23 protein-coding genes are annotated in these 19770 nt (G+C 69.4%); 14 read left to right on the forward strand and 9 right to left on the reverse strand.

Features of this window, described 5'->3' with window-relative positions:
* Positions 1-5: 5 nt before the first annotated feature.
* A complete protein-coding gene (locus tag BMX37_RS12715; protein ID WP_093666256.1) occupies positions 6-449 on the reverse strand; it encodes a hypothetical protein in 444 nt (147 codons plus the stop codon).
* A 164-nt stretch (positions 450-613) separates the two neighbouring features.
* On the opposite strand from BMX37_RS12715, the gene BMX37_RS12720 reads away from it, so the two are divergent.
* The 9 genes from BMX37_RS12720 to BMX37_RS12760 all read left to right on the forward strand — a co-directional run bounded on the left by BMX37_RS12720 (position 614) and on the right by BMX37_RS12760 (position 8603).
* A complete protein-coding gene (locus tag BMX37_RS12720) occupies positions 614-988 on the forward strand; it encodes a hypothetical protein (RefSeq protein WP_093666117.1) in 375 nt (124 codons plus the stop codon).
* 72 nt (positions 989-1060) lie between these two features.
* Positions 1061-2278, forward strand: a complete 1218-nt coding sequence (locus tag BMX37_RS12725; protein WP_244501566.1) for a sensor histidine kinase — start codon at positions 1061-1063, stop codon at positions 2276-2278.
* Positions 2279-2312: 34 nt separating this feature from the next.
* Positions 2313-3338: a substrate-binding domain-containing protein gene (locus BMX37_RS12730; protein WP_093666118.1), complete on the forward strand. Its 1026-nt coding sequence runs from the start codon at positions 2313-2315 to the stop codon at positions 3336-3338.
* Positions 3338-4708 carry a phosphate ABC transporter permease subunit PstC gene (gene pstC / locus BMX37_RS12735; protein ID WP_093666119.1) on the forward strand — a complete coding sequence of 457 codons (1371 nt, stop codon included), beginning with the start codon at positions 3338-3340 and terminating at the stop codon, positions 4706-4708. Before BMX37_RS12730 ends, pstC begins: the two co-directional genes overlap by 1 nt.
* On the forward strand, positions 4701-5909 hold the full coding sequence (gene pstA / locus BMX37_RS12740) for a phosphate ABC transporter permease PstA (protein WP_244501567.1): 1209 nt from the start codon (positions 4701-4703) through the stop codon (positions 5907-5909). Before pstC ends, pstA begins: the two co-directional genes overlap by 8 nt.
* On the forward strand, positions 5906-6664 hold the full coding sequence (gene pstB, locus BMX37_RS12745; protein WP_093666258.1) for a phosphate ABC transporter ATP-binding protein PstB: 759 nt from the start codon (positions 5906-5908) through the stop codon (positions 6662-6664). The genes pstA and pstB overlap by 4 nt, the downstream gene beginning before the upstream one ends.
* On the forward strand, positions 6657-7361 hold the full coding sequence (gene phoU / locus BMX37_RS12750; protein WP_093666120.1) for a phosphate signaling complex protein PhoU: 705 nt from the start codon (positions 6657-6659) through the stop codon (positions 7359-7361). Before pstB ends, phoU begins: the two co-directional genes overlap by 8 nt.
* Positions 7358-8047: a phosphate regulon transcriptional regulator PhoB gene (gene phoB / locus BMX37_RS12755; protein ID WP_093666121.1), complete on the forward strand. Its 690-nt coding sequence runs from the start codon at positions 7358-7360 to the stop codon at positions 8045-8047. Before phoU ends, phoB begins: the two co-directional genes overlap by 4 nt.
* 70 nt (positions 8048-8117) lie before the next feature.
* Entirely contained in the window at positions 8118-8603 is a 486-nt protein-coding gene (locus BMX37_RS12760) for a hypothetical protein (protein WP_244501582.1), read from the forward strand.
* A 111-nt stretch (positions 8604-8714) separates the two neighbouring features.
* On the opposite strand, the gene BMX37_RS12765 is transcribed toward BMX37_RS12760, so the two are convergent.
* Both BMX37_RS12765 and epsC read right to left on the reverse strand, forming a co-directional pair.
* Positions 8715-9059 carry a DUF2794 domain-containing protein gene (locus BMX37_RS12765; protein ID WP_093666123.1) on the reverse strand — a complete coding sequence of 115 codons (345 nt, stop codon included), beginning with the start codon at positions 9057-9059 and terminating at the stop codon, positions 8715-8717.
* Positions 9059-9736 (reverse strand): serine O-acetyltransferase EpsC, encoded by a 678-nt coding sequence (epsC, locus tag BMX37_RS12770; RefSeq protein WP_093666124.1) that lies wholly within the window; start codon positions 9734-9736, stop codon positions 9059-9061. The genes BMX37_RS12765 and epsC overlap by 1 nt, the downstream gene beginning before the upstream one ends.
* Before the next feature lie 110 nt (positions 9737-9846).
* On the opposite strand from epsC, the gene BMX37_RS12775 reads away from it, so the two are divergent.
* Entirely contained in the window at positions 9847-10746 is a 900-nt protein-coding gene (locus BMX37_RS12775) for a hydrogen peroxide-inducible genes activator (protein WP_093666125.1), read from the forward strand.
* A 19-nt stretch (positions 10747-10765) separates the two neighbouring features.
* Here BMX37_RS12775 and BMX37_RS12780 read toward each other — a convergent pair whose 3' ends face one another.
* From BMX37_RS12780 to pgsA, 3 genes are read right to left on the reverse strand one after another with little or no spacing between them, the layout of a single operon-like run.
* Positions 10766-11203 (reverse strand): molybdenum cofactor biosynthesis protein MoaE, encoded by a 438-nt coding sequence (locus BMX37_RS12780; RefSeq protein ID WP_093666126.1) that lies wholly within the window; start codon positions 11201-11203, stop codon positions 10766-10768.
* Positions 11200-11451, reverse strand: coding sequence for a molybdopterin converting factor subunit 1 (gene moaD / locus BMX37_RS12785; protein ID WP_093666127.1), 252 nt, complete (start codon positions 11449-11451; stop codon positions 11200-11202). The genes BMX37_RS12780 and moaD overlap by 4 nt, the downstream gene beginning before the upstream one ends.
* 5 nt (positions 11452-11456) lie before the next feature.
* Complete coding sequence (gene pgsA, locus BMX37_RS12790) at positions 11457-12008, reverse strand: CDP-diacylglycerol--glycerol-3-phosphate 3-phosphatidyltransferase (protein WP_093666260.1); 552 nt, start codon at positions 12006-12008, stop codon at positions 11457-11459.
* Between the two features lie 146 nt (positions 12009-12154).
* Between pgsA and BMX37_RS12795 the strand changes: the two genes are divergently transcribed.
* Positions 12155-13444: an MFS transporter gene (locus BMX37_RS12795; protein ID WP_093666128.1), complete on the forward strand. Its 1290-nt coding sequence runs from the start codon at positions 12155-12157 to the stop codon at positions 13442-13444.
* Positions 13445-13499: 55 nt separating this feature from the next.
* On the opposite strand, the gene BMX37_RS18850 is transcribed toward BMX37_RS12795, so the two are convergent.
* On the reverse strand, positions 13500-13667 hold the full coding sequence (locus BMX37_RS18850; protein WP_170841967.1) for a hypothetical protein: 168 nt from the start codon (positions 13665-13667) through the stop codon (positions 13500-13502).
* Positions 13668-13798: 131 nt separating this feature from the next.
* The gene (locus BMX37_RS12800) at positions 13799-15181 is read right to left on the reverse strand and encodes an MFS transporter (protein WP_244501568.1); all 1383 of its coding nucleotides are present in this window, start codon (positions 15179-15181) and stop codon (positions 13799-13801) included.
* Positions 15182-15332: 151 nt separating this feature from the next.
* Here BMX37_RS12800 and BMX37_RS12805 point away from each other — a divergent pair, with 151 nt between their 5' ends.
* Entirely contained in the window at positions 15333-16031 is a 699-nt protein-coding gene (locus BMX37_RS12805) for an NAD(P)H-dependent oxidoreductase (RefSeq protein ID WP_093666129.1), read from the forward strand.
* On the opposite strand, the gene BMX37_RS12810 is transcribed toward BMX37_RS12805, so the two are convergent.
* On the reverse strand, positions 16017-16904 hold the full coding sequence (locus tag BMX37_RS12810) for a LysR family transcriptional regulator (protein ID WP_093666130.1): 888 nt from the start codon (positions 16902-16904) through the stop codon (positions 16017-16019). The genes BMX37_RS12805 and BMX37_RS12810 overlap by 15 nt on opposite strands.
* Before the next feature lie 87 nt (positions 16905-16991).
* Here BMX37_RS12810 and BMX37_RS12815 point away from each other — a divergent pair, with 87 nt between their 5' ends.
* Both BMX37_RS12815 and BMX37_RS12820 read left to right on the forward strand, forming a co-directional pair.
* Positions 16992-18161, forward strand: coding sequence for an acyl-CoA dehydrogenase family protein (locus tag BMX37_RS12815; RefSeq protein WP_093666131.1), 1170 nt, complete (start codon positions 16992-16994; stop codon positions 18159-18161).
* Complete coding sequence (locus tag BMX37_RS12820; protein ID WP_093666132.1) at positions 18158-19759, forward strand: carboxyl transferase domain-containing protein; 1602 nt, start codon at positions 18158-18160, stop codon at positions 19757-19759. Before BMX37_RS12815 ends, BMX37_RS12820 begins: the two co-directional genes overlap by 4 nt.
* Positions 19760-19770: the final 11 nt, after the last annotated feature.

Below are 19770 nucleotides of genomic sequence, written 5' to 3' on the forward strand. Positions count from 1 at the left end.
GCCCTTCAGCCGCGCGGCATCTGGAGCGAGGCGAAACAGGTGAAGCCGCCCTGCCCCCGCTGGAGCCGGCGGATATAGTTCACATAGGCGCGGTTGCTCTCGTACGTCGTGCCGGGCAGGCGCCCGCCCGCCATCGCGCGTTTCACGTCCTCACCCTGGAAAGGACGACCGGGCGGGGCAAAAGCACCCTTGGTCCCGGCGGGAACGGTTGAGCCGTCCGGCGCGATGAAGCTGCCCGCGCGACCGCTGTCGGGAACCGGGATCTGACAGGTCAGCACCGACCCGGCGGTCTGGGCCAACGCCGGGCGGATCGACAGCACCGCACCCGCCCCGGCCGCACCCAGCGCCAGCACGCGCCGGCGCGTCTGGGACACGGGCGCCACAGGTTGCCCGTCCGCAGCCTCAACGGCTTCGTCGATCGGATAGTCGGGTCGATCGGGATCGGTCATGCTGTCACCCCTGCTCACCATGCCCTTTCATATTCGTGAAGCGGGGGCAAGCGGACAGGGGCAGGCAGGGCGTACCGGTGCGGGACGCACGTCGCCGCGACGCCAAGTACCGGCGGCCGAAGCGATTCACCGATGCTAAAGTAAATCAGTGTAGTCAGTGAGTTATGTTGCCGCCGCACTTCACCATCCAGACCGAACCGGACCGGCGCCTCGTTCACATCACGATGGCCGGCTTCTTCATGCCGGACGACATCGCCGGCTTCGCGCAAGCGGCCGGTCGGGCGATCCTGGGCATGCCCTGCCCGCCCAACGAGCATGTCACGCTGGTCGACATCTGCGCGATGAACATCCAGAGCCAGACCAGCGTCGACGGGTTCGCCCGGTTGCTCAACACGCCGACCATCCGATCGCGCAAGATCGCGTTCGTGGTCGACACCAGCCTCTGCCGCATGCAGATCCAGCGCGCCGCATCCGGCCGCGACGCCGGTTTCTTCAAGACCGTCGAAGAAGCGGAGGCCTGGCTGTTCCCGGACAGCTGACCCGAGGCGACAAGCCCCGATCGGCACAGCGGATGGCCGAGGCGCGCCCGATCGGCTAGGATCGCGGCCGCCATGCTGATGTCGTCGCTGTTGATCGGATTCGGACCCCGCGCCCGCTGGGGACTGGTCGTCGCGATCCTAACCGCGCTGGCCGTGCCCCTGGTCGGCGGCAGCGTGGACGTCGCGGCTGTGGTGCTGGTCGGCGGGGCGGCGGCGGCGCTGGCGGCGGCGGGTCCGATCGAGCCGGCGGAGGCGCCCGTACCGATCGTCACGCAAGCGAGCATCATGCTGCCGGAGGTGCTCGACGCCATCGCGGAGCCGGTGCTGATCGTCGGCGACGGACGCATCGCCGCCGCCAATCGTGCCGCCCGCGACGCGCTGGGCCAGCATATCGTCGGCGAGGACCCACGGTTGGCCATCCGCCATCCGGCGGCGGCCGACCTGATCTCCGCCGGCAATGCGGGGGAGGCGGTGGAGCTGGCCGGACTGGGCGGCATCGACCAGCGTTGGGAAATGCGGATGGGTGAGACGGCCGACGCGCGCCGCATCGTGCACCTGCGCGACCGCACAGCGCAGCACGCCGCGGAGCGGATGCGCGTCGATTTCGTCGCCAATGCCAGCCACGAACTGCGCACCCCCCTCGCCTCCATCCTGGGCTTTGTCGAAACCCTGCAGCACGAGGCTGGGGAGGACCCGCCCACGCGCGGACGGTTCCTGAAGATCATGGGCGACGAGGCGGCGCGCATGCAGCGGCTGGTCGGCGACCTCATCAGCCTGTCGCGGATCGAGGCGGACAAGCATCGGCCGCCCAGTGGAACGATCGACCTGGCGCCTCTCGTCACCGAAGTCGCGGCGGAACTGCGCCGGACGCGCGACGGTCGTGGCAGCGACTTGGTCACCAGCGTCGACCCGCTGCTGCCCCCCGTCGTCGGCGACCGGCCGCAATTGTCGCAACTGCTCCACAACCTGATGGGCAACGCGCTGAAATACGGACGCGCGGGCACGCCGGTCGACGTGTCGCTGGCACGTGACGGCGCGGCGGGCGTGCGGCTGACCGTGGCCGACCAGGGCGAGGGGATCGCGGCCGAGCACCTGCCGCGCCTGACCGAGCGGTTCTACCGCGTCGATGCCGGGCGCAGCCGTTCGGTGGGCGGGACGGGGCTGGGTCTGGCCATCTGCAAGCACATCGTGGAGCGGCATCGCGGCCGGCTGCGCATTGCCAGCCGGGTGGGTGAAGGCACCACCGTCACCGTCACCCTGCCCGTCGCGCCGCCGGCCGCGCTGTCATGAAGCGGTAACGGCGATGTCACAACGGGGCGACGACATGGCGCGCCGCCTCCTTCAGACCTTGTTCCCGCTGGGCGCGCTCGTCGCGTCGGTGACCGCGTGCCACGATCAGGCACTGGGCGGCATGGGCGGGCGCGACAGCATCGCGGCGGTCGGTTCGTCCACCGTCTATCCCTTCACCACCACGGTCGCCGAGCTGTACGTGGCGACGCACCCCCACGCCGCCGCCCCCGTGATCGAGGAAACCGGCACGGGCGCGGGCCTGCGGCTGTTCTGCGCAGGCATCGGCTCCGCGTTCCCCGACATCGCCGATGCATCACGCCGGATGCGGGCGGACGAATACCGCGCCTGCGCCCGTAACGGTGCGGGCGCGTTGGTGGAGGTGCAACTGGGGCTGGACGGCATCGCCATCGGCCGCTCCCGTGCCGGCCCGGCCATCGCCCTGACCCCGGCCCAGATCTACCGCGCCCTTGCCGCCGCGCCGGGTGGGCGGCCCAACACGGCCCGACGCTGGTCGGACGTGGATCCCGCCCTGCCCGACAGCCCGATCACCGTCTACGGACCGCCCGCGACCAGCGGCACCCGCGACGCTTTCGGCCAGTTGATCCTGCTGCCCGGCTGTCGCGCGGCGGAGAGGCGGGCGACGCCGGCGTGCCTACGCATCCGCGAGGACGGCGCCTATGTCGATGCGGGCGAAAGCGACAATGCCATCGTGCAGAAATTGTCCGCCAACCCGGCCGCGCTGGGCGTGTTCGGATTCTCCTATCTGGCCGAGAATGCAGACTCACTGGCGGGCGTGCCGATCAACGGTATCGCGCCGGATCGGCCGAGCATCGCCACCGGCCGCTATCCCGGTGCCCGGCCCCTGTTCCTGTACGTGAAGAAGGCGCATCTGGACGCGGTGCCCGGGCTGCACGCCTTTCTGGACCTCTACGCGCGAAGCTGGGGCAAGGGCGGTCCGCTCGCACGACACGGGCTGATCCCGGCGCCGGCCGCGGTGCAGGCGCGCGGGGTGGCGGCGCTGCGAGGGGAAACGCTGCTCAACCCGGCGGAGCTGTCCTGATGGCGGGCATCACGCTCTTGGTGCTGTTGATCGGACTAGCTTCGATCTTCTGGCAACTGGCGCGGGCGCGTGCGGTGCAGTTCCGCCGCGCGGTGCGCTTCGGGTCGCTGCCCGCGCAACATGGCTGGACGGTGGCGCTGTGGGCGGTCCTGCCTGCGCTGGCCCTGCTCGTCGTCTGGCAGATTGCCGCCCCGGCGCTGGTCACCGATGCGGTGCTGCGCACGCCGGCGGCGGCCGACCTGCCGCCACCCGGTTTCGCGCGCGCCACGTTGTTGAGCCAGGCACGCGCGCTGGCCACCGGGCACGGCGCCGAGTCGGTGGAGCCGCTCTCCCGCCGTCTGGCGCCGGCCTATGCGGCGGCGACGCGGCGGTCGCACTGGATCGCGACGGTGGCGGTGCTGGCGCTGGCGATCGGCGCCGGAGCGGCCGCGCTGGCCCGGGTCCGTGCCGGCACGCCTGCGCGGACGCGGGTGGAGCGGTTGGTGACGGCGCTGTTGTTCGCCGCGTCGCTGGTCGCGATCCTGACCACCGCTGGCATCCTGTTCAGCCTGGTGTGGGAGTCGGGACGATTCTTCGCGACCGTGCCGGCGCAGCGGTTCCTGTTCGGCACGCATTGGAGCCCGCAGTCGATCGTGGACGACGCGCCGGGCGACGTGCTGGGCGCGCTGCCGCTGTTCTGGGGCACCTTCTTCATCGGCGCGGTGATCGCGATGGCGGTGGCGGTGCCGCTGGGGCTGCTCAGCGCCATCTACCTGTCGCAATATGCCGCCGGGTCCACCCGCCGCCTGTTGAAGCCGGCGCTGGAGGTGCTCGCCGGTGTTCCCACCGTGGTCTATGGCTATTTCGGCGCGCTGACCGTGGCGCCGGCGGTGCGGCGGCTGGGCATGGCGCTGGGCATGGCCGACGCCTCGTCGGAAAGCGCGATGGCGGCGGGGCTGGTCATGGGGGTGATGATCCTGCCGTTCGTGTCCTCCATCGCCGACGACAGCCTGATCGCAGTGCCGGTGGAACTGGGGGAGGCCAGCCTGGCGCTGGGGGCGACCACGTCGGAAACCGTGCGCCAGGTGCTGTTGCCCGCTGCGCTGCCCGGCGTCGCGGGCGGCGTGCTGCTGGCGATCAGCCGCGCGGTGGGGGAGACCATGATCGTGGTGATGGTCGCATCCGCCGTCGCCACGCTCAGCGTTAATCCCTTTGCCAGCGCGACCACCGTGACCCGCCAGATCATCGACCTGCTGACCGGAGAGGCGACGTTCGACAGCCCCAAGACGCTGGCCGCGTTCGCGCTGGGGTTGACGCTGTTCGTGGTCACGCTGGCGCTCAACATCGCCGCGCTGGCGCTGGTCCGACGGCACCGGGTGCGCGGTGGCTGATCTCCGTCCCCACGCCATCTCGGCACCGCTGGGCCGGCGGCTCGCACGGCGCCGGGCCGCGGAGCGCCGGTTCCGCCGCACCTGCCAGGGCGCGGTGATCGTGGCGCTGGCCTGCCTGATCTACCTGCTCGTGACCATCGCGGTGCAGGGTGTCGGCGGCTTCGTCCGCACCACCATCGCGCTGCCGATCGACATGGCGACGGCGTCGCGCGGTCCGGGGCCATCGGGTCCCGCAATGGCCGGCTTCGTCGATGCGGCGGCGGTGCGCGCGTACGGTCCGGGTGGCGCACGCCTCATTTCCGACGGCGCGTGGATGGCGGTCCGCGATACGCTGCGTGCCGATCCGACGCTGGCGCGCAGGCGCTTCGTCATCCACGTGCCCGCCTCCACCGCGATAGACATGGCGTACAAGCATGGCGGCACGCCCGCGGCCGATGCGATGATCGCCCGGCTGCGGCCCCATCTGGGCAGCGAGCTGAACACCGGATTCCTGACCGGTGCGGATGCCACCGATCCGACCCGCGCGGGCATCGCGGGCGCGCTGGAGGGGTCGTTGCTGACGATGGCGGTGACGCTGTTGCTGGCGGTTCCCACGGGCGTCGCGGCGGCGGTGTATCTGGAGGAGTTCGCGCCGCGCAACCGCTGGACCGACCTGATAGAGGTGTCGATCAACAATCTGGCCGCCATCCCCTCCATTATCTTCGGCCTGCTCGGGCTGGCCCTGTTCCTGGGCGCGCTCGGTCTGCCGCGCTCGGCACCGCTGGTCGGTGGGCTGACACTGGCGCTGATGACGCTGCCGATGATCGTGATCGCCGCGCGGGGTGCGATACGCGGCGTCGCGCCTTCGGTGCGGGAGGCGGCGATGGGAATCGGCGCGTCGCCGCTGCAGGTCGTGTTCCACCACGTCATGCCGCTGGCCCTGCCCGGCGTGCTGACCGGCGCGATCATCGGCACCGCGCGCGCGCTGGGAGAGACGGCACCGCTGCTGCTGATCGGCATGCGTGCCTTCATCGCCGGATCGCCGGGCAGCCTGACCCGGCCCGCCACCGCGCTGCCTGTGCAGATCTTCCTGTGGTCGGATCAGGTCGATCGCGGCTTCGTGGAAAAGACCTCCGCCGCGATCATCGTGCTGCTCGCGGCCTTGCTGCTGCTGAACGGCGTGGCGGTGGTGTGGCGCGCGCGAGTGGAGCGACGGGCATGACGGTGAAGATCGCGGCCCGCCATGTCAGCGCCTTCTATGGCGACGTGCGCGCGCTGGACGATGTGTCGATCGACATCGACACCGATCACGTCACCGCGCTGATCGGGCCGTCGGGTTGCGGCAAGTCGACGCTGCTCAGGACGCTGAACCGCCTGACCGACACGGTACCCGGCGCGCGGGTGGAGGGCGACATCCGGCTGGACGGCCGCGACATCCATGGCCGCGACATGGACGTGGTGGAACTGCGCGCACGCGTCGGCATGGTGTTCCAAAAGCCGAACCCGTTTCCCAAGTCGATCTACGAGAACGTCGCATATGGCCCGCGCATCCACGGGCTGGCACGCGGGCGTGGGGAACTGGACGCGGTGGTCGAAACCTCGCTGCGCCGCACCGGCCTGTGGGACGAGGTGAAGGACCGGCTGTCGGACCGTGGCACCGCATTGTCGGGCGGCCAGCAACAACGGCTGTGCATCGCCCGCGCGCTGGCGATCGAGCCGGAGGTGATCCTGATGGACGAGCCCTGCTCCGCGCTGGACCCGATCGCCACCGCACGCATCGAGGAACTGATCGGCGCGCTCAGCGGGCGCTACGCCATCGCCATCGTCACACACAACATGCAGCAGGCCGCGCGCGTGTCGCAGCGGACCGCCTTTTTCCATCTCGGCCGGCTCGTCGAATATGGCGACACGTCCGACATCTTCACCAATCCCCGCGCGGAGCGGACCAAGGATTACATCACGGGGCGTTATGGCTGAATCCCGCACACTCGCGACACACACCGTGTCCGCCTTCGACCAGGAGATCGGCCAGCTGCGCGGGCTGGTCGCGCAGATGGGCGGGCTGGCCGAACAGGCGGTCGGCCGGGCGATGCTGGCGTTGCAGCGCGGCGACCTGGAACTGGCCGCGCAGGTCAGCGCCGCCGATCGCGCGATCGACATGCTGGAGGCGGAGGTGGAGCGTGCCGCCGTGCGCCTGATCGCGCTGCGTGCGCCGATGGCGGACGACCTGCGCGAAGTCGTCGCGGCGCTGAAGATCGCGGGCGTGGTGGAACGCATCGGCGATTATGCCAAGAACATCGCCCGCCGCGTGCCGGCCATCATCTCCGACCACCGGATCGAGCCGATATCCACCCTGCCCGCCATGGCGCGCATGGCGCAGGAGATGGTGCACGACGCGCTGGACGCGTTCGCCGCGCGCGATCCCGCCGCCGCGCTGGAGGTGCGCCAACGCGACACCGCGCTGGACGATTTCTACGACTCCATCTTCCGCACGCTGGTGACGTATATGGTGGAGAACCCGCGCACGATCAGCCAAGTCGCGCACCTGCTGTTCGTCGCCAAGAACCTGGAACGGGTCGGCGACCACGCCACCAACGTCGCAGAGATGGTCTATTACGCCGCCGCCGGCCGCCATACCGAGCCGCGCGGCCTCAGCGCAGGAGAAGTGCAATGAAGGCGCGCATGCTGCTGGTCGAGGACGACGCCGCACTGGCCGAACTGGTCGCGTGGCATTTCCGCCGCGAGGATTTCGAGGTCCGCCAGACCGTGGACGGGGAGGAGGCGCTGCTGCTCGCGCGGGAGGCGGCGCCCGACATCGTCCTGCTCGACTGGATGATCGAGGGTTTGTCGGGGCTGGAGGTGTGTCGCCGCCTTCGACGCATGCCCGAAACGCAGAACGTGCCGATCATCATGCTCACCGCGCGCGGCGAGGAGGAGGACCGCGTCCGCGGGCTGGAAACGGGCGCCGACGATTACGTGACCAAGCCGTTTTCCCCGCGCGAACTGGTCGCGCGCGTCGGCGCCGTGCTGCGCCGCGTCCGCCCGGCGCTGGCCGGAGAGACACTGAGCTTCGCGGACATCGAGATGGACACGGTCGGGCACAAGGTGCGCCGCGCGGGACAGGTCGTGCCGCTGGGGCCCACCGAGTTCCGCCTGTTGCGGCACTTCCTCGAACATCCCGGCTGGGTATTCTCGCGAGAGCGATTGCTGGACGCGGTCTGGGGGCACGACAGCGACATCGAAAGCCGCACGGTGGACGTGCACATCCGGCGGCTGCGCAAGGCGATCAACCTGCCCGGCACGGCCGACCTGATCCGCACCGTCCGGTCCGCCGGCTATTCACTCGATACGGCAGAGTAACGGAAACAAGATCGCGGTCGCGCGTTGCCCGCTCGCAATTCAAAACTGCCTGAGGAGAATCGACGTGAAGATGACCCTGATGGCCGCGGCCGCGTTCCTTGCGGTCCCCGCTTTCGCTCAGACGACCCCGCAGACGACGCCCGATACCGGCGCGACGACGGGTCAGACCATGCCCGCCGATCAGTCGTCGACCACGCCGGCCGACCAGTCCACGGCGGCGCCGACCACCGGCACCACCGGCGACACGATGCAGAGCGGTTCGTCGGGCACGATGACGACGCAGGACGCGACGAATTCCACCATGACGACCGGTGGACAGAGCAATCCGTCCATGGCGACGCCCCCGGCGCCGGCGGACGGCACCACACCGGCCGGCGGTTACGCGCCGTCCAACAACACCTCGGGCTCCATGACGCCGAGCCAAGCCTTCCCGCCCCCGGCGCCAAAGTCCAGCTACCCGATCTGCAAGGCCGGTCAGTATGACGAGTGCATGCAGGCGAGCGACGCCCACGCCGGTGCGAAGCGCACCACCCGCGCCCGCGCGCGTCGTCGCTGACCCGATCGACCGGCGGGGCATGATCTCCGCCGGTCGGTTCAGAAAAGGGGCGCGTTCCCGTCGCGGAACGCGCCCCTTTTTCGTGCGCAAGTGCTCAGGCGCGCGACGGCGCTAATCCTCGACCAGCTTCATCAGGCGCCGCTCCACCGGGGCCAGCACCGGGCCCAGTTCGTGCCCGCGCTTCAACACCGCGCCCTGCTCCCCGATCAGCGCCCACATGCCCTGGCGATTGCGAAGCACAGGCCGCTTCTCGATCCGATATTCCGGACGCTCCGCGGCGCGGCGGAACGCGGCGAAGATCGCGGCGTCGCGGCCCAGGTCCATCGCATAGTCGCGCCAGTGCCCCGCCGCGACCATGCGGCCGTACAGGTCCAGGATCCGGGTCAGTTCGGCGCGATCGAACCCGATCTGCGCCGGCGCGCGCGCGCCGGCCGGGAAAGGCGTCACGATCCCCATCAGGCGCGCTTCGACTCTTCTTCCGCCATCAAGGCATCGAGCCGCTTGCGCAGCGTCTCCAACTCGCAGCGCATCGATTCCAGACGCTGCGTCTGCGGATCGAACGCTTCGCTGCACGGCGTGCCATAGGGGACGAAGCGGGGTGCCGGGCCGGCGCCGCCCTCCACCATCGTCGGGCGTGCCGGGATGCCGACCATCACCGCGCCTTCCGCCACGTCGCGCGTAACCACGGCATTGGCGCCGATCCGCGCGCGCCGCCCGACCAGGATCGGTCCCAGCACCTGCGCGCCCGATCCGATGATCGCCCCGTCCGCGATCGTCGGGTGACGCTTGCCCACGACGCCGTTGTCCGGGCTGGTCCCGCCCAGCGTCACGCATTGGTAGATGGTGACGTCATCGCCGATCTCTGCCGTCTCGCCGATCACCGTAAAGCCATGGTCGATGAAGAAATTGCGGCCGATCTTCGCGCCGGGATGGATGTCGATCGCCGTCGCCCAGCGGGAGATGTGGTTGACCAGCCGCGCCAGCAAGAACAGCCGACGCCGGTACAGCGCATGGGCGACACGGTGCAGACCCAGCGCCCAGACGCCCGGATACAGCAGGATCTCCGCGCGCGAATGCGGGGCCGGATCACGCGCCCGGATCGAATCGAGATAAGCGCCCAACCGGCTCGGCATCCGCAACCCCTTCAAACCGGGCGCATCTAGGCAGCCCGTTGCGCGATTACCAGACGGAGGCGGTTCGGGGAAAGGTTGCACGCGCGCCGCTCTGCCCCCACGGAGGGCGCATGGCCGCGACATACCTCCCGACGTTGAAGCAGCTGCAATATCTGGTGGCGCTGAAGGACCATGGCCATTTCGGCCGCGCGGCGGAGGCGTGCTTCGTGACGCAGTCGACCCTGTCGGCCGGCCTGCGCGAGCTGGAAACGCTGATCGGCGTGGTTCTGGTCGAGCGCACGCGTCGCGTCGTCCGCTTCACCCCGCTGGGGGAACGGATCGCGGACAAGGCGCGGCGCGTGCTGCGCGAGGCGGAAGAGCTGGGCGATCTCGCCCGTGCCGCCGGCCGGCCGCTGTCGGGAGTGATGCGGATGAGCGTCATCCCCACCATTGCCCCGTTCATGTTGCCGCGCATCCTGCCGCGCCTGCGCGCCGACTATCCCGACCTGCAACTCTTCCTGCGCGAGGAGCCGAGCGCCGCGGCGTGCGAGGCGCTGAACAACGGCCGCGCCGACTGCGTCCTGCTCGCACTGCCCTATGCCTGTGGCGAGGTTGCGGTGCAGGAGCTGTTCGACGACCGGCTGTTCGTCGCCTACCCGGCGGGGGAAGTGCCGGAAACGCCCACCGTCTCGGCGGAAACGATCGATGAGGCGCGGCTGCTCCTGCTCGAGGACGGGCATTGCCTGAAGGATCATGCCCTGGCCGCCTGTGCCCGGCCGGAAATGCGGGCGGAGGCGACCATGCTGGGCACGTCGCTTCACACCATCGTGCAGATGGTCGACAACGGCCTGGGCGTCACCATGCTGCCGCAGATGGCGGTGGACGCCGGCATCCTTGACCACACGCGCGTGACGGCGCGACCGATCGATGCCGACAAGGCGAAGCGGCGCATCGCACTGGCCTGGCGCCGCGCGTCGCCGCGTGAGTCCGACTTCCGCCTGCTGGCCGACACGCTGGCCGCGCTGCGCTGACGCATGAGGTGTGGACCGGTCAGCGCCAGCGCGCGGCCGCGTCCACGTCGCCCGTGCGCTGTTCCACCCAGCGCGCCTGTCCGCCACGACTCTCCCGCTTCCAGAACGGCGCGTCGGTCTTCAGCCGGTCGATCAGATAGGCACACGCCTCCAGCGCCGCCGCGCGGTGCGCCGCCGCCGTACCGACGAACACGATCCGCTCGCCCGGCCGCATCGGGCCGACGCGGTGGACGATGCTGACCGCCGTCAGCGACCAGCGCGCGGTCGCCTCCTGCGCCAGATCGGTCAGCGCGCGCTCGGTGACGCCGGGATAATGTTCCAGTTCCAGCACGTCGACGCCATCGTCCGCGCGGACCAGTCCGGTAAAGGTGGCGATGCCGCCGGTTCCTTCCGCCTCCAGCCGCATCATTTCGGCAGACAGGTCGAACGGCTCGGTTTGAACGAGGACCCGGATCATCCGCCCGTCACCGGGGGAAAGATCGCCACCTCCGCCGCGCCCGACAGCGGCGAGTCGAGCGGTACGAACGCGCCGTCCACCGCCGCGCGCAACCGCTCCCGCTCGCCAAAGGCATCGGCATGACCGCCGCCGTGCGCCGCCAGCCAGTCGAGCAGGTCGGCCACAGTGACGACGGACGCCGGCGGCGCCACCTCCTCCGCGCCCGTGCCCACCCGTTCGCGCACCCAGGCGAAATACACCATCTTCATGCCGGTCAGTCCATGTGCCTGAGGCCGACGCGCAGATAGTCCCAGCCCGTCACCAGCGTCAGCGCCGCCGCACCCCACAGGCTGGCCAGCGCCACCGACTTGACCCAGTCCCAATGCGGCAGTGCGCCCGCCAGGATCAACCCGCCCAGCGCGACCAGCTGCAGCGTCGTCTTCCACTTGGCCAGCCGCGACACAGGGACCGACACCTGTAATTGCGCCAGGAACTCGCGCAGGCCCGACACCGCGATCTCCCGCAACAGGATGATGAGCGCGGCGATCACGTGCAGCCCGGTGATGTCGCCCGTGCCGACCAGCATCAGGATCACCGCCGCGACCATGATCTTGTCGGCGATGGGGTCCAGAAAGATGCCCAGACGCGACACCGCGCCATTGGCGCGGGCGAGATAGCCGTCGAAATAATCCGTGATGCCCATCAGGCAATACAGCGCGAAAGCGAGCGCATAGCCCGCCGCCCAGTGCGGCCACCACAACAGGCCGACCAGCAGGGGCACGGCCACGATGCGCGACAGGGTGAGGAGGTTGGGCAACGTCAGCATCGCGCCGCCGCTTAGCGGGTTTTGCCGCCCGGCGAAACGGTTGCGACCGATCGTCATGTGGTTGCGCGAACAAGTTGCCGGTTTGCGCGACGGGGCCGCTCCGCTATGCCCGTCGCCATCAGGAACGATCGAGGCCGCTTCCACAGATGATCAATGCATTGGGGTTGTTGAAGCAGCGGCGCTTCCTGCCCTTGTTCGTGACGCAGTTCCTGGGCGCCTTCAACGACAACCTGTTCAAGACGTCGATGGTGCTGTTCGCCACCTATGCGGTGTTCAACGACGCCGGGGTGGAGGCGAACTTCAACGCGCTGGCGACGGGCATCGGCATCCTGCCCTTCTTCCTGTTGTCCGCGCTGGCCGGCCAATTGGCGGATAGCCATGACAAGGCGCGCATCATCCGGCTGGTGAAGACGGCGGAGATCGCGATCATGGGCGTCGGCGCGCTGGGGCTGGTCGTCGCGCGCATGGGTCATTCCGGGCTCGGCATCGGGCTGATGCTGGGAGCGGTGTTCCTGCTGGGCATCCATTCGACCTTTTTCGGGCCGATCAAATACGCGATCCTGCCCCAGCATCTGCCGCCCTGCGACGTGCTGGGCGGCACCGGGCTGGTGGAGGCGGGCACGTATCTAGCCATCCTGCTCGGCACGGTGGTCGCCGGATGGATCAGCGTGGAGGGCGCCGCCGCGACCGTCCTGGGTGTCGCGCTGCTCGGCTGGTGGACCGGCCGCCAGGTGCCGCCCGCCCCGCGGGAGGGACCGCCGCTCAGGATCAACTACAACCCCTTCACCGCGTCGTGGCGGCTGATCCACGCGACCCTGCACATCCCGCGCCTGTTCCTCGCGATCTGTGCGATCAGCTTTTTCTGGACGATCGGGTCGGTGCTGATCATCATCTTCCCGCCGCTGGTGAAGAACGTGCTGACCGCCGACGAACGGGTGGCGAGCGGCGCCATCGCGATCTTCTCCGTCGGCGTCGCGATCGGATCGGTGGTGGTGAACACCCTGTTGAAGGGGCGGATCTCCGCACGCTACTCGCCCGTGTCGGTGGTGGCGATGGGCGCCTTTGTCGTGCTGTTCGGCGTGCTGGTGCGCGAATGGACGCCGGCGCCGGCGGGTATCCTGTACGGGTGGAGCGACTTCATCGCACAGCCGGTGGCCTGGCCGATCGTCGGCGCGCTGCTCGCCATCGCGATCACCGGCGGGATGTTCGTGGTTCCGCTCTACGCGTTCCTGACCACCACCGTGGACAAGGACCAGACCGCGCGCACCGTGGCGGCCAACAACGTCGTCAACTCGGGCGCGATGACGCTGGGCGCGGTGGCGGTGCTGCTGGTGTCGCAGGCGGGTGTGACGCCGGAGAACATGTTGTTCGTGGTGGCCGGCATGTGCCTGGTCAGCGCCTGGATCGCACAGAAGCTGCATTTGGCCTGCGACTGATCAGGCCGGCCACTGATTGGGGCGACGGGCGCGCGATGCGACGGCCCGGCCGCGCCTAAAGCAGGAACGTGTAGAAGCAGATGAAGAAGGCGAAGAAGCTGAGCGTGAACAGCTTCCAGTCCTCATCGTCGCGCGGCACTGCGCGCACCGCCGCGGGCGGCGGCAGGGTCCGCCGGAAGGGGTGCCCCGCACCCTCGTTGGTCAGCACGAGTCGTCGTTTCATGTCGACGAGTTAACGCTTTGTTTACGATTTCGACTAGGCGCAAAGGGGGTTAACCCGCGACTGTCCCCGCGCGGGACACCTCTGCCGGGGTGTCGGAGGCGCGCGCACGAGCCACGCCCCCGACCCGGCCCTTAGTGGATGGACGCGACCTCGCCCTGCCGGTGCACCACCGCCGCGCGTCCCGCCGCCAGCGCGAACCCGCACAGCACGGCGTAGCAGATCGCCGGCAGGATCAGCGCGGCGCTGTACCCCGCGCCGTCCGCCAGCGCGCCGACCAGCAACGGGATCAGCGCGCCGCCGACGATGGCGGTGCACAGCAGGCCGGACGTCGCCTCCGCACTGGCAGTGGACCGCTCCAGCGTCAGGGTGAAGATCACCGGGAACATGATCGAGTTGAACAACCCGATCGCCAGCGCGACGAAGCCCGCGCCGACGCCGCCGACCAGCACCACGTACAGGCACATCGCTCCCGCGATCGCGGTGAACAGCGCCATCAGGCGGTGCGCGGCGAAACGGGTCAGCAGCGACGATCCGACCGCACGACCGATCATCGCGCCGCCCCAGTACAACGCCACCGCCTTGCCCGCTTCCTGCAACGACACGCCGGTCACGCCGTCGCTGCCCATCAGTGCGGACAGGCCCGGCACGCTGAACGGCGCGTCGGACCGGCCCCAGATGCTGTCGCTGTTGAGGAACAGCGCCATCTGCGTGCCGATCGCCACCTCCGCGCCGACATAGAGAAAGATCGCGCCCGCGCCGAGCAGCGCCCAGCGCGAGGAAAAGGCGGTCATCAACCCGCCGCCCGACGCCACCGGCGGCGCCGCACGCGCCACCACGCCGCGGCCCAGCCAGAAGAACAGCGCCAGGCAGGCGAGCAGCGCGCTGAGCCACAGATAGGCCTGGTCGATACCGGCCAGCGCCTGCGCCCGCACGGCCGCATCCAGTGCGCCCCCGCCCTTCACCTCCACGCCCTTCAGGAACAGGTGCGCGCCGAGCAGCGGGCCGAGAAATGTGCCGACGGAGTTGAACGTCTGGCTGAGCACCAGCCGGAAATGGCTGCGCGACGGGGCGCCCAGCGCGGCCGCAAGCGGATTGGCCGCGACCTGCAACACGGTGATACCGCTCGCCAGCACGAACAGGCCGATCAGCACCAGCCAGTAATTGGCGATGTTCGCCGCGCCCAGCATGATGAGGCAGCCCGCGACCATGGTGCCGAGCGCCAGCAGCACCGCCGTGGTCGGACGCAGCCGCGACACCAGTCCGGCGGCGGGCAGCGACATCACGAAATAGGCGAGGAAGAACGCCGATGCGCTGGCCTGCGCCTGAAGGTTGCTGAGCGTGAAGATGCCCTTCACCGCCGCGACCAGCGGGTCGACCAGAGAGGTGATGAAGCCCCAGGCGAAGAACAGGGTGGTGACGATGGCGAACGCGGCGCCGGCCTGCCCCCCGCCGGCCTGCCTACCGCCAGACGTGCCGCCCGCTTTCACCGAGACACCCGGTGTTGTGCTGCCCATCGACCCATTCTCCTCTCCGAAACGGGGCCGTTGCTAGCAGATGACCCGCACGCGGCAAGGGCACCGCGAACCGCCCCGTCCGTACAACCCCGGATACCGTCCGCGCCGGGCGCCACTAAGTCGTTGAAGCCACACGGAACGGGAGCGGATCATGAGCGACGCGACACAGGCGCGAAAAGCGCGCGGCCGGGGCGGCTCCGCCCGGGTCATCCGCCATCTGGTGGTGCTGGGCCATCCCGCCGCCGACAGTTTCAACCATGCCGTCGCCCACAGCTATGCCCAGGCAGTGGAGGCATGCGGGCAGCAGGCGATCGTCCGCGACCTCTATGCGCTCGGTTCCGACCCCGTGCTCCAGGCGCATGAACGGGCCGGCGCAGCAGACTTCCGATTGTCGGCGGATGTGGAGGAGGAACTGGCGCTGCTGGCCAACGCCGATGCGGTGGTGCTGGTCTATCCGGTCTGGTCCGGCATGCCGCCCGCGATCGTCACGGGCTATGTCGACCGCGTGATGGGAGCCGGCATAGGCGACCGCGCGATCCTGGCGGGCGAAGCGCCGGGCGCGGTCGCCGGCAAGCAGCTGGTGCTGCTCACCACCTCCGCCGCGACGCGGCCCTGGCTGGCGGAGCGAGGGCAATGGCATGGACTGGCCGAGGGGTTCGCGAGCTATCTGGAATCGATCTTCGCCTTTGCCGGGACGCGGCACCGGCATCTGGACGCGATCGTGAGTCCCCTTGCTCCCGACTATGCGGCGCAATGCCTGGGCCGGGTCGCCGATCAGGCGCGCGAGACGTGCGGCACGCTGCTCCATCTGGCGCACCGTGCTGCCCTTGGCCGCTCAGATCCCGCCTGACACCAGGCCGAGCGAGGCGCGCAAAGCACGTGCGAGCGGCGCCAGAATGCCCTTGGACGCGATCAACCGCTCGCCTCCTTCGGCCACCTGGAACCCCAGCGTGCGCGTCTTGGCGAACCCGTTCAACGCCACCATCGACACGCCGGCGGTGGCGAAACAGGCCGGCATCATGGTCACGCCCAGCCCGCTCTGCACATAAGCCAGCGCGCGTTCGTCGTTGGTGGTGCGCGCGGCGATGCGCGGCCTGACGCCATGGCCGGTGAAGAAGCTGCTGATCGCCGGCAACGCCTCGCAATGCCGCCGCACCAGCATGGCGTCGCCGGCCAGCGCGCGCACGTCCAGCGCGGCACCATCCGGACGGACAAGCGGATGATCCGCCGCCAGCGCCATCAGATAGGGTTCGCTGCCGATCGCCAGCGTACGGGGTTCGTCGGGGGCGACCAGCGTCACGATCGCATCCACCCTGCCCCGGCCCAGCAACGACGACAGATCCGCGCGACGGCCTTCCATCACCTCCGCCACCATCCCCTCCGGCATGCCGTCGTGCAGCGCACGGGCGAGCTTTGCCGCAGGCAGCGACAACAAGACGCCCAGCCGCAGCGCGGTGCGCGGCGCATGCTCCACCACGCTCATCGCGGCGGCCGCGAATTCCGCCTCGATCCGGCGGGCGTGGTGCAGGAACCGGCTGCCCGCCTCCGTCAGCGCGACGCGCCGATTAGTGCGGTCGAACAGCTGGCAGTTCAGCATCCCCTCCAGCTTGGAGATACCGACCGACAGGGTCGGTTGCGACACCCCGCAATGCTGGGCCGCGCGGGAGAAGTTGCCCTGTTCCACGACCCCCAGGAAATAGCGCAGCAGATAGCGATCGATCATAGACACGATCTATGATGATCCTTGCCCCGGTTCAATTTTCATGCAGCCGAAAGATGGTGTAGGACCCGGCGCAAACAGGAGAGGCCAATGACGCCGGACATGGATTTCGGGCTGGGCGAAACGGCGGAGATGATCCGCGACACGACCCGCCGCTTCGCCAACGATCGCATCGCGCCGTTGGCGGCGAAGATCGACGCGGAGGACTGGTTCCCCCGGCATGAGCTGTGGCCGGCGATGGGCGAACTGGGCCTGCACGGCATCACGGTGGATGAGGCGGACGGAGGCCTGGGGCTGGGTTACCTGGAGCATGTCGTCGCGCAGGAGGAGGTCGCCCGCGCCTCCGCCTCCATCGGCCTGTCCTATGGCGCGCATTCGAACCTGTGCGTCAACCAGATCCGCCGCTGGGGCAATGCGGAGCAAAAGGCGAAGTACCTGCCCAGGCTGATTTCCGGCGAACATGTCGGCAGCCTCGCCATGTCGGAGGTGGCGGCCGGGTCTGACGTCGTGTCGATGAAGCTGAAGGCGGAAAAGACCGCGTCCGGCTACCGCCTGAACGGCACCAAGTTCTGGATCACCAACGCCGCCCATGCCGACACTTTGGTCGTCTATGCCAAGACGGGCGAGGGATCGCGCGGCATCACCACCTTCCTGATCGAACGCGACACGCCTGGCTTCGTCATCGGCCAGCATATCGACAAGATGGGTATGCGCGGCAGCCCGACCGCCGAACTGGTCTTCACCGATTGCGAGGTGCCGGACACCGCGGTGATGGGGCCGGTCAACGGAGGCGTCGGCGTCCTGATGAGCGGGCTCGATTACGAACGCACGGTGCTGGCGGGCATTCAGCTAGGCATCATGCAGGCGTGCCTGGACGTGGTGCTGCCCTATGTCCGGGAGCGTCAGCAGTTCGGCAAGCCGATCGGCGCGTTCCAGCTGATCCAGGCCAAGGTCGCGGACATGTACGTCGCGTTGAACTCGGCACGTGCCTATGTCTATGCGGTCGCGCGGGCGTGCGACGCGGGCAAGACGACGCGCTTCGACGCGGCGGGCGCGATCCTGCTCGCGTCGGAGAACGCGTTCCGTGTCGCGGGAGAGGCGGTGCAGGCGCTGGGTGGCGCAGGGTATACGCGCGACTGGCCGGTGGAGCGCTTCCTGCGCGACGCGAAGCTGCTCGATATCGGGGCGGGCACCAACGAGATCCGGCGCATGCTGATCGGGCGCGAGCTGATCGGCCACAACGCCCCGGCGGCGCAGTGAGCGCGCCCGTCCTGCGCACGACGGTCCTGCGCGACAGTGATGCATTCCGCGCCAATGCCGATCACAACGCCGCGCTGGCCGACGAACTGCGCGACCGGGTGGCGCAGGCGGCGCTGGGCGGCAGCGACAAGGCGCGGGAGCGTCACACCGCGCGCGGCAAGCTGTTGCCCCGCGACCGCGTCGAACGCCTGCTCGATCCCGGCACGGCCTTTCTGGAAATCGGGCAACTGGCGGCGAACGGCCTGTACGGCGACGAGGTGCCGGGCGCGGGGCTGATCGTCGGGATCGGCACGGTGTCCGGGCGACAGGTGATGATCGTCGCCAACGACGCCACGGTGAAGGGCGGCACCTATTACCCGCTGACCGTCAAGAAGCACCTGCGCGCGCAGGAGATCGCGCAGGAGAACCGCCTGCCCTGCATCTATCTGGTCGATTCGGGCGGCGCCAATTTGCCGCATCAGGCGGAGGTGTTTCCCGACCGCGATCATTTCGGCCGCATCTTCTTCAACCAGGCGAACATGTCGGCGCTCGCCATCCCACAGATCGCCTGCGTCATGGGCAGCTGCACCGCCGGGGGCGCCTATGTCCCCGCCATGTCCGACGAAACGGTCATCGTGCGCGAACAGGGCACGATCTTCCTCGCCGGCCCCCCGCTGGTGAAGGCCGCGACCGGTGAGGTCATCAGCGCGGAGGAGCTGGGCGGCGCGGACACGCATGGCCGCCGGTCCGGCGTGGTCGACCATGTCGCGGAGGATGACGCCCATGCGCTGACCATCGTGCGCGACATCGTCTCCACCCTGCCGCCGCCGCCCGCGATCGACGTGAACCTGGCCGAAGTACGCGACCCCGCCTATCCGGCGGAGGACCTGTACGGCATCGTACCGCAGGACGTGCGTGCGCCCTATGACGTGCACGAAGTGATCGCGCGGCTGGTCGACGGATCGCAGTTCCACGAGTTCAAGGCGCTGTACGGCAGCAGCCTGGTCTGCGGGTTCGCCCATATCCACGGCGCCCCGGTCGCGATCCTCGCCAACAATGGCGTGCTGTTCAGCGAAAGCGCACAAAAGGGCGCGCACTTCATCGAACTGGCGTGCCAGCGGCGCGTGCCCTTGCTGTTCCTCCAGAACATCTCAGGCTTCATGGTCGGGGGCCGTTACGAGGCGGAGGGCATCGCCAAGCATGGCGCGAAGCTGGTCACCGCCGTGGCCACCGCCAGCGTGCCGAAGATCACCGTGCTGATCGGCGGCAGCTTCGGCGCGGGCAATTACGGCATGTGCGGCCGCGCCTATTCGCCCCGCTTCCTGTTCACCTGGCCGAACAGCCGGATCAGCGTGATGGGCGGCGAACAGGCCGCGTCCGTGCTGGCCACTGTCCACCGCGACGCGGACGGCTGGACCCCCGAACAGGCCGAAGCGTTCAAGGCGCCCGTGCGGCAGAAGTACGAGGACGAGGGAAACCCCTATTACGCCACCGCGCGCCTGTGGGACGACGGCGTCATCGACCCCGCCCAGACTCGCGACGTGCTGGGCCTCGCACTGCGCGCCTGCCTGAACGCCCCCGTGGAGCAGAAGGCGCGCTTCGGCGTGTTCCGGATGTGATCGGTTTTCCG

Origin of the sequence: Sphingomonas gellani (assembly GCF_900110035.1) — a bacterium.
Lineage (GTDB): Bacteria > Pseudomonadota > Alphaproteobacteria > Sphingomonadales > Sphingomonadaceae > Sphingomonas > Sphingomonas gellani.

Bases quoted from the DNA above. Each gene is read 5' to 3' on its own strand.
- BMX37_RS12715 (WP_093666256.1), bottom strand. From the start codon at position 449: ATGACCGATCCCGATCGACCCGACTATCCGATCGACGAAGCCGTTGAG.
- BMX37_RS12720 (WP_093666117.1), top strand. From the start codon at position 614: ATGTTGCCGCCGCACTTCACCATCCAGACCGAACCGGACCGGCGCCTC.
- BMX37_RS12725 (WP_244501566.1), top strand. From the start codon at position 1,061: ATGCTGATGTCGTCGCTGTTGATCGGATTCGGACCCCGCGCCCGCTGG.
- BMX37_RS12730 (WP_093666118.1), top strand. From the start codon at position 2,313: ATGGCGCGCCGCCTCCTTCAGACCTTGTTCCCGCTGGGCGCGCTCGTC.
- pstC (WP_093666119.1), top strand. From the start codon at position 3,338: ATGGCGGGCATCACGCTCTTGGTGCTGTTGATCGGACTAGCTTCGATC.
- pstB (WP_093666258.1), top strand. From the start codon at position 5,906: ATGACGGTGAAGATCGCGGCCCGCCATGTCAGCGCCTTCTATGGCGAC.
- phoU (WP_093666120.1), top strand. From the start codon at position 6,657: ATGGCTGAATCCCGCACACTCGCGACACACACCGTGTCCGCCTTCGAC.
- phoB (WP_093666121.1), top strand. From the start codon at position 7,358: ATGAAGGCGCGCATGCTGCTGGTCGAGGACGACGCCGCACTGGCCGAA.
- BMX37_RS12760 (WP_244501582.1), top strand. From the start codon at position 8,118: ATGACCCTGATGGCCGCGGCCGCGTTCCTTGCGGTCCCCGCTTTCGCT.
- BMX37_RS12765 (WP_093666123.1), bottom strand. From the start codon at position 9,059: ATGGGGATCGTGACGCCTTTCCCGGCCGGCGCGCGCGCGCCGGCGCAG.
- epsC (WP_093666124.1), bottom strand. From the start codon at position 9,736: ATGCCGAGCCGGTTGGGCGCTTATCTCGATTCGATCCGGGCGCGTGAT.
- BMX37_RS12775 (WP_093666125.1), top strand. From the start codon at position 9,847: ATGGCCGCGACATACCTCCCGACGTTGAAGCAGCTGCAATATCTGGTG.
- BMX37_RS12780 (WP_093666126.1), bottom strand. From the start codon at position 11,203: ATGATCCGGGTCCTCGTTCAAACCGAGCCGTTCGACCTGTCTGCCGAA.
- moaD (WP_093666127.1), bottom strand. From the start codon at position 11,451: ATGAAGATGGTGTATTTCGCCTGGGTGCGCGAACGGGTGGGCACGGGC.
- pgsA (WP_093666260.1), bottom strand. From the start codon at position 12,008: ATGCTGACGTTGCCCAACCTCCTCACCCTGTCGCGCATCGTGGCCGTG.
- BMX37_RS12795 (WP_093666128.1), top strand. From the start codon at position 12,155: ATGATCAATGCATTGGGGTTGTTGAAGCAGCGGCGCTTCCTGCCCTTG.
- BMX37_RS18850 (WP_170841967.1), bottom strand. From the start codon at position 13,667: ATGAAACGACGACTCGTGCTGACCAACGAGGGTGCGGGGCACCCCTTC.
- BMX37_RS12800 (WP_244501568.1), bottom strand. From the start codon at position 15,181: ATGGGCAGCACAACACCGGGTGTCTCGGTGAAAGCGGGCGGCACGTCT.
- BMX37_RS12805 (WP_093666129.1), top strand. From the start codon at position 15,333: ATGAGCGACGCGACACAGGCGCGAAAAGCGCGCGGCCGGGGCGGCTCC.
- BMX37_RS12810 (WP_093666130.1), bottom strand. From the start codon at position 16,904: ATGATCGATCGCTATCTGCTGCGCTATTTCCTGGGGGTCGTGGAACAG.
- BMX37_RS12815 (WP_093666131.1), top strand. From the start codon at position 16,992: ATGACGCCGGACATGGATTTCGGGCTGGGCGAAACGGCGGAGATGATC.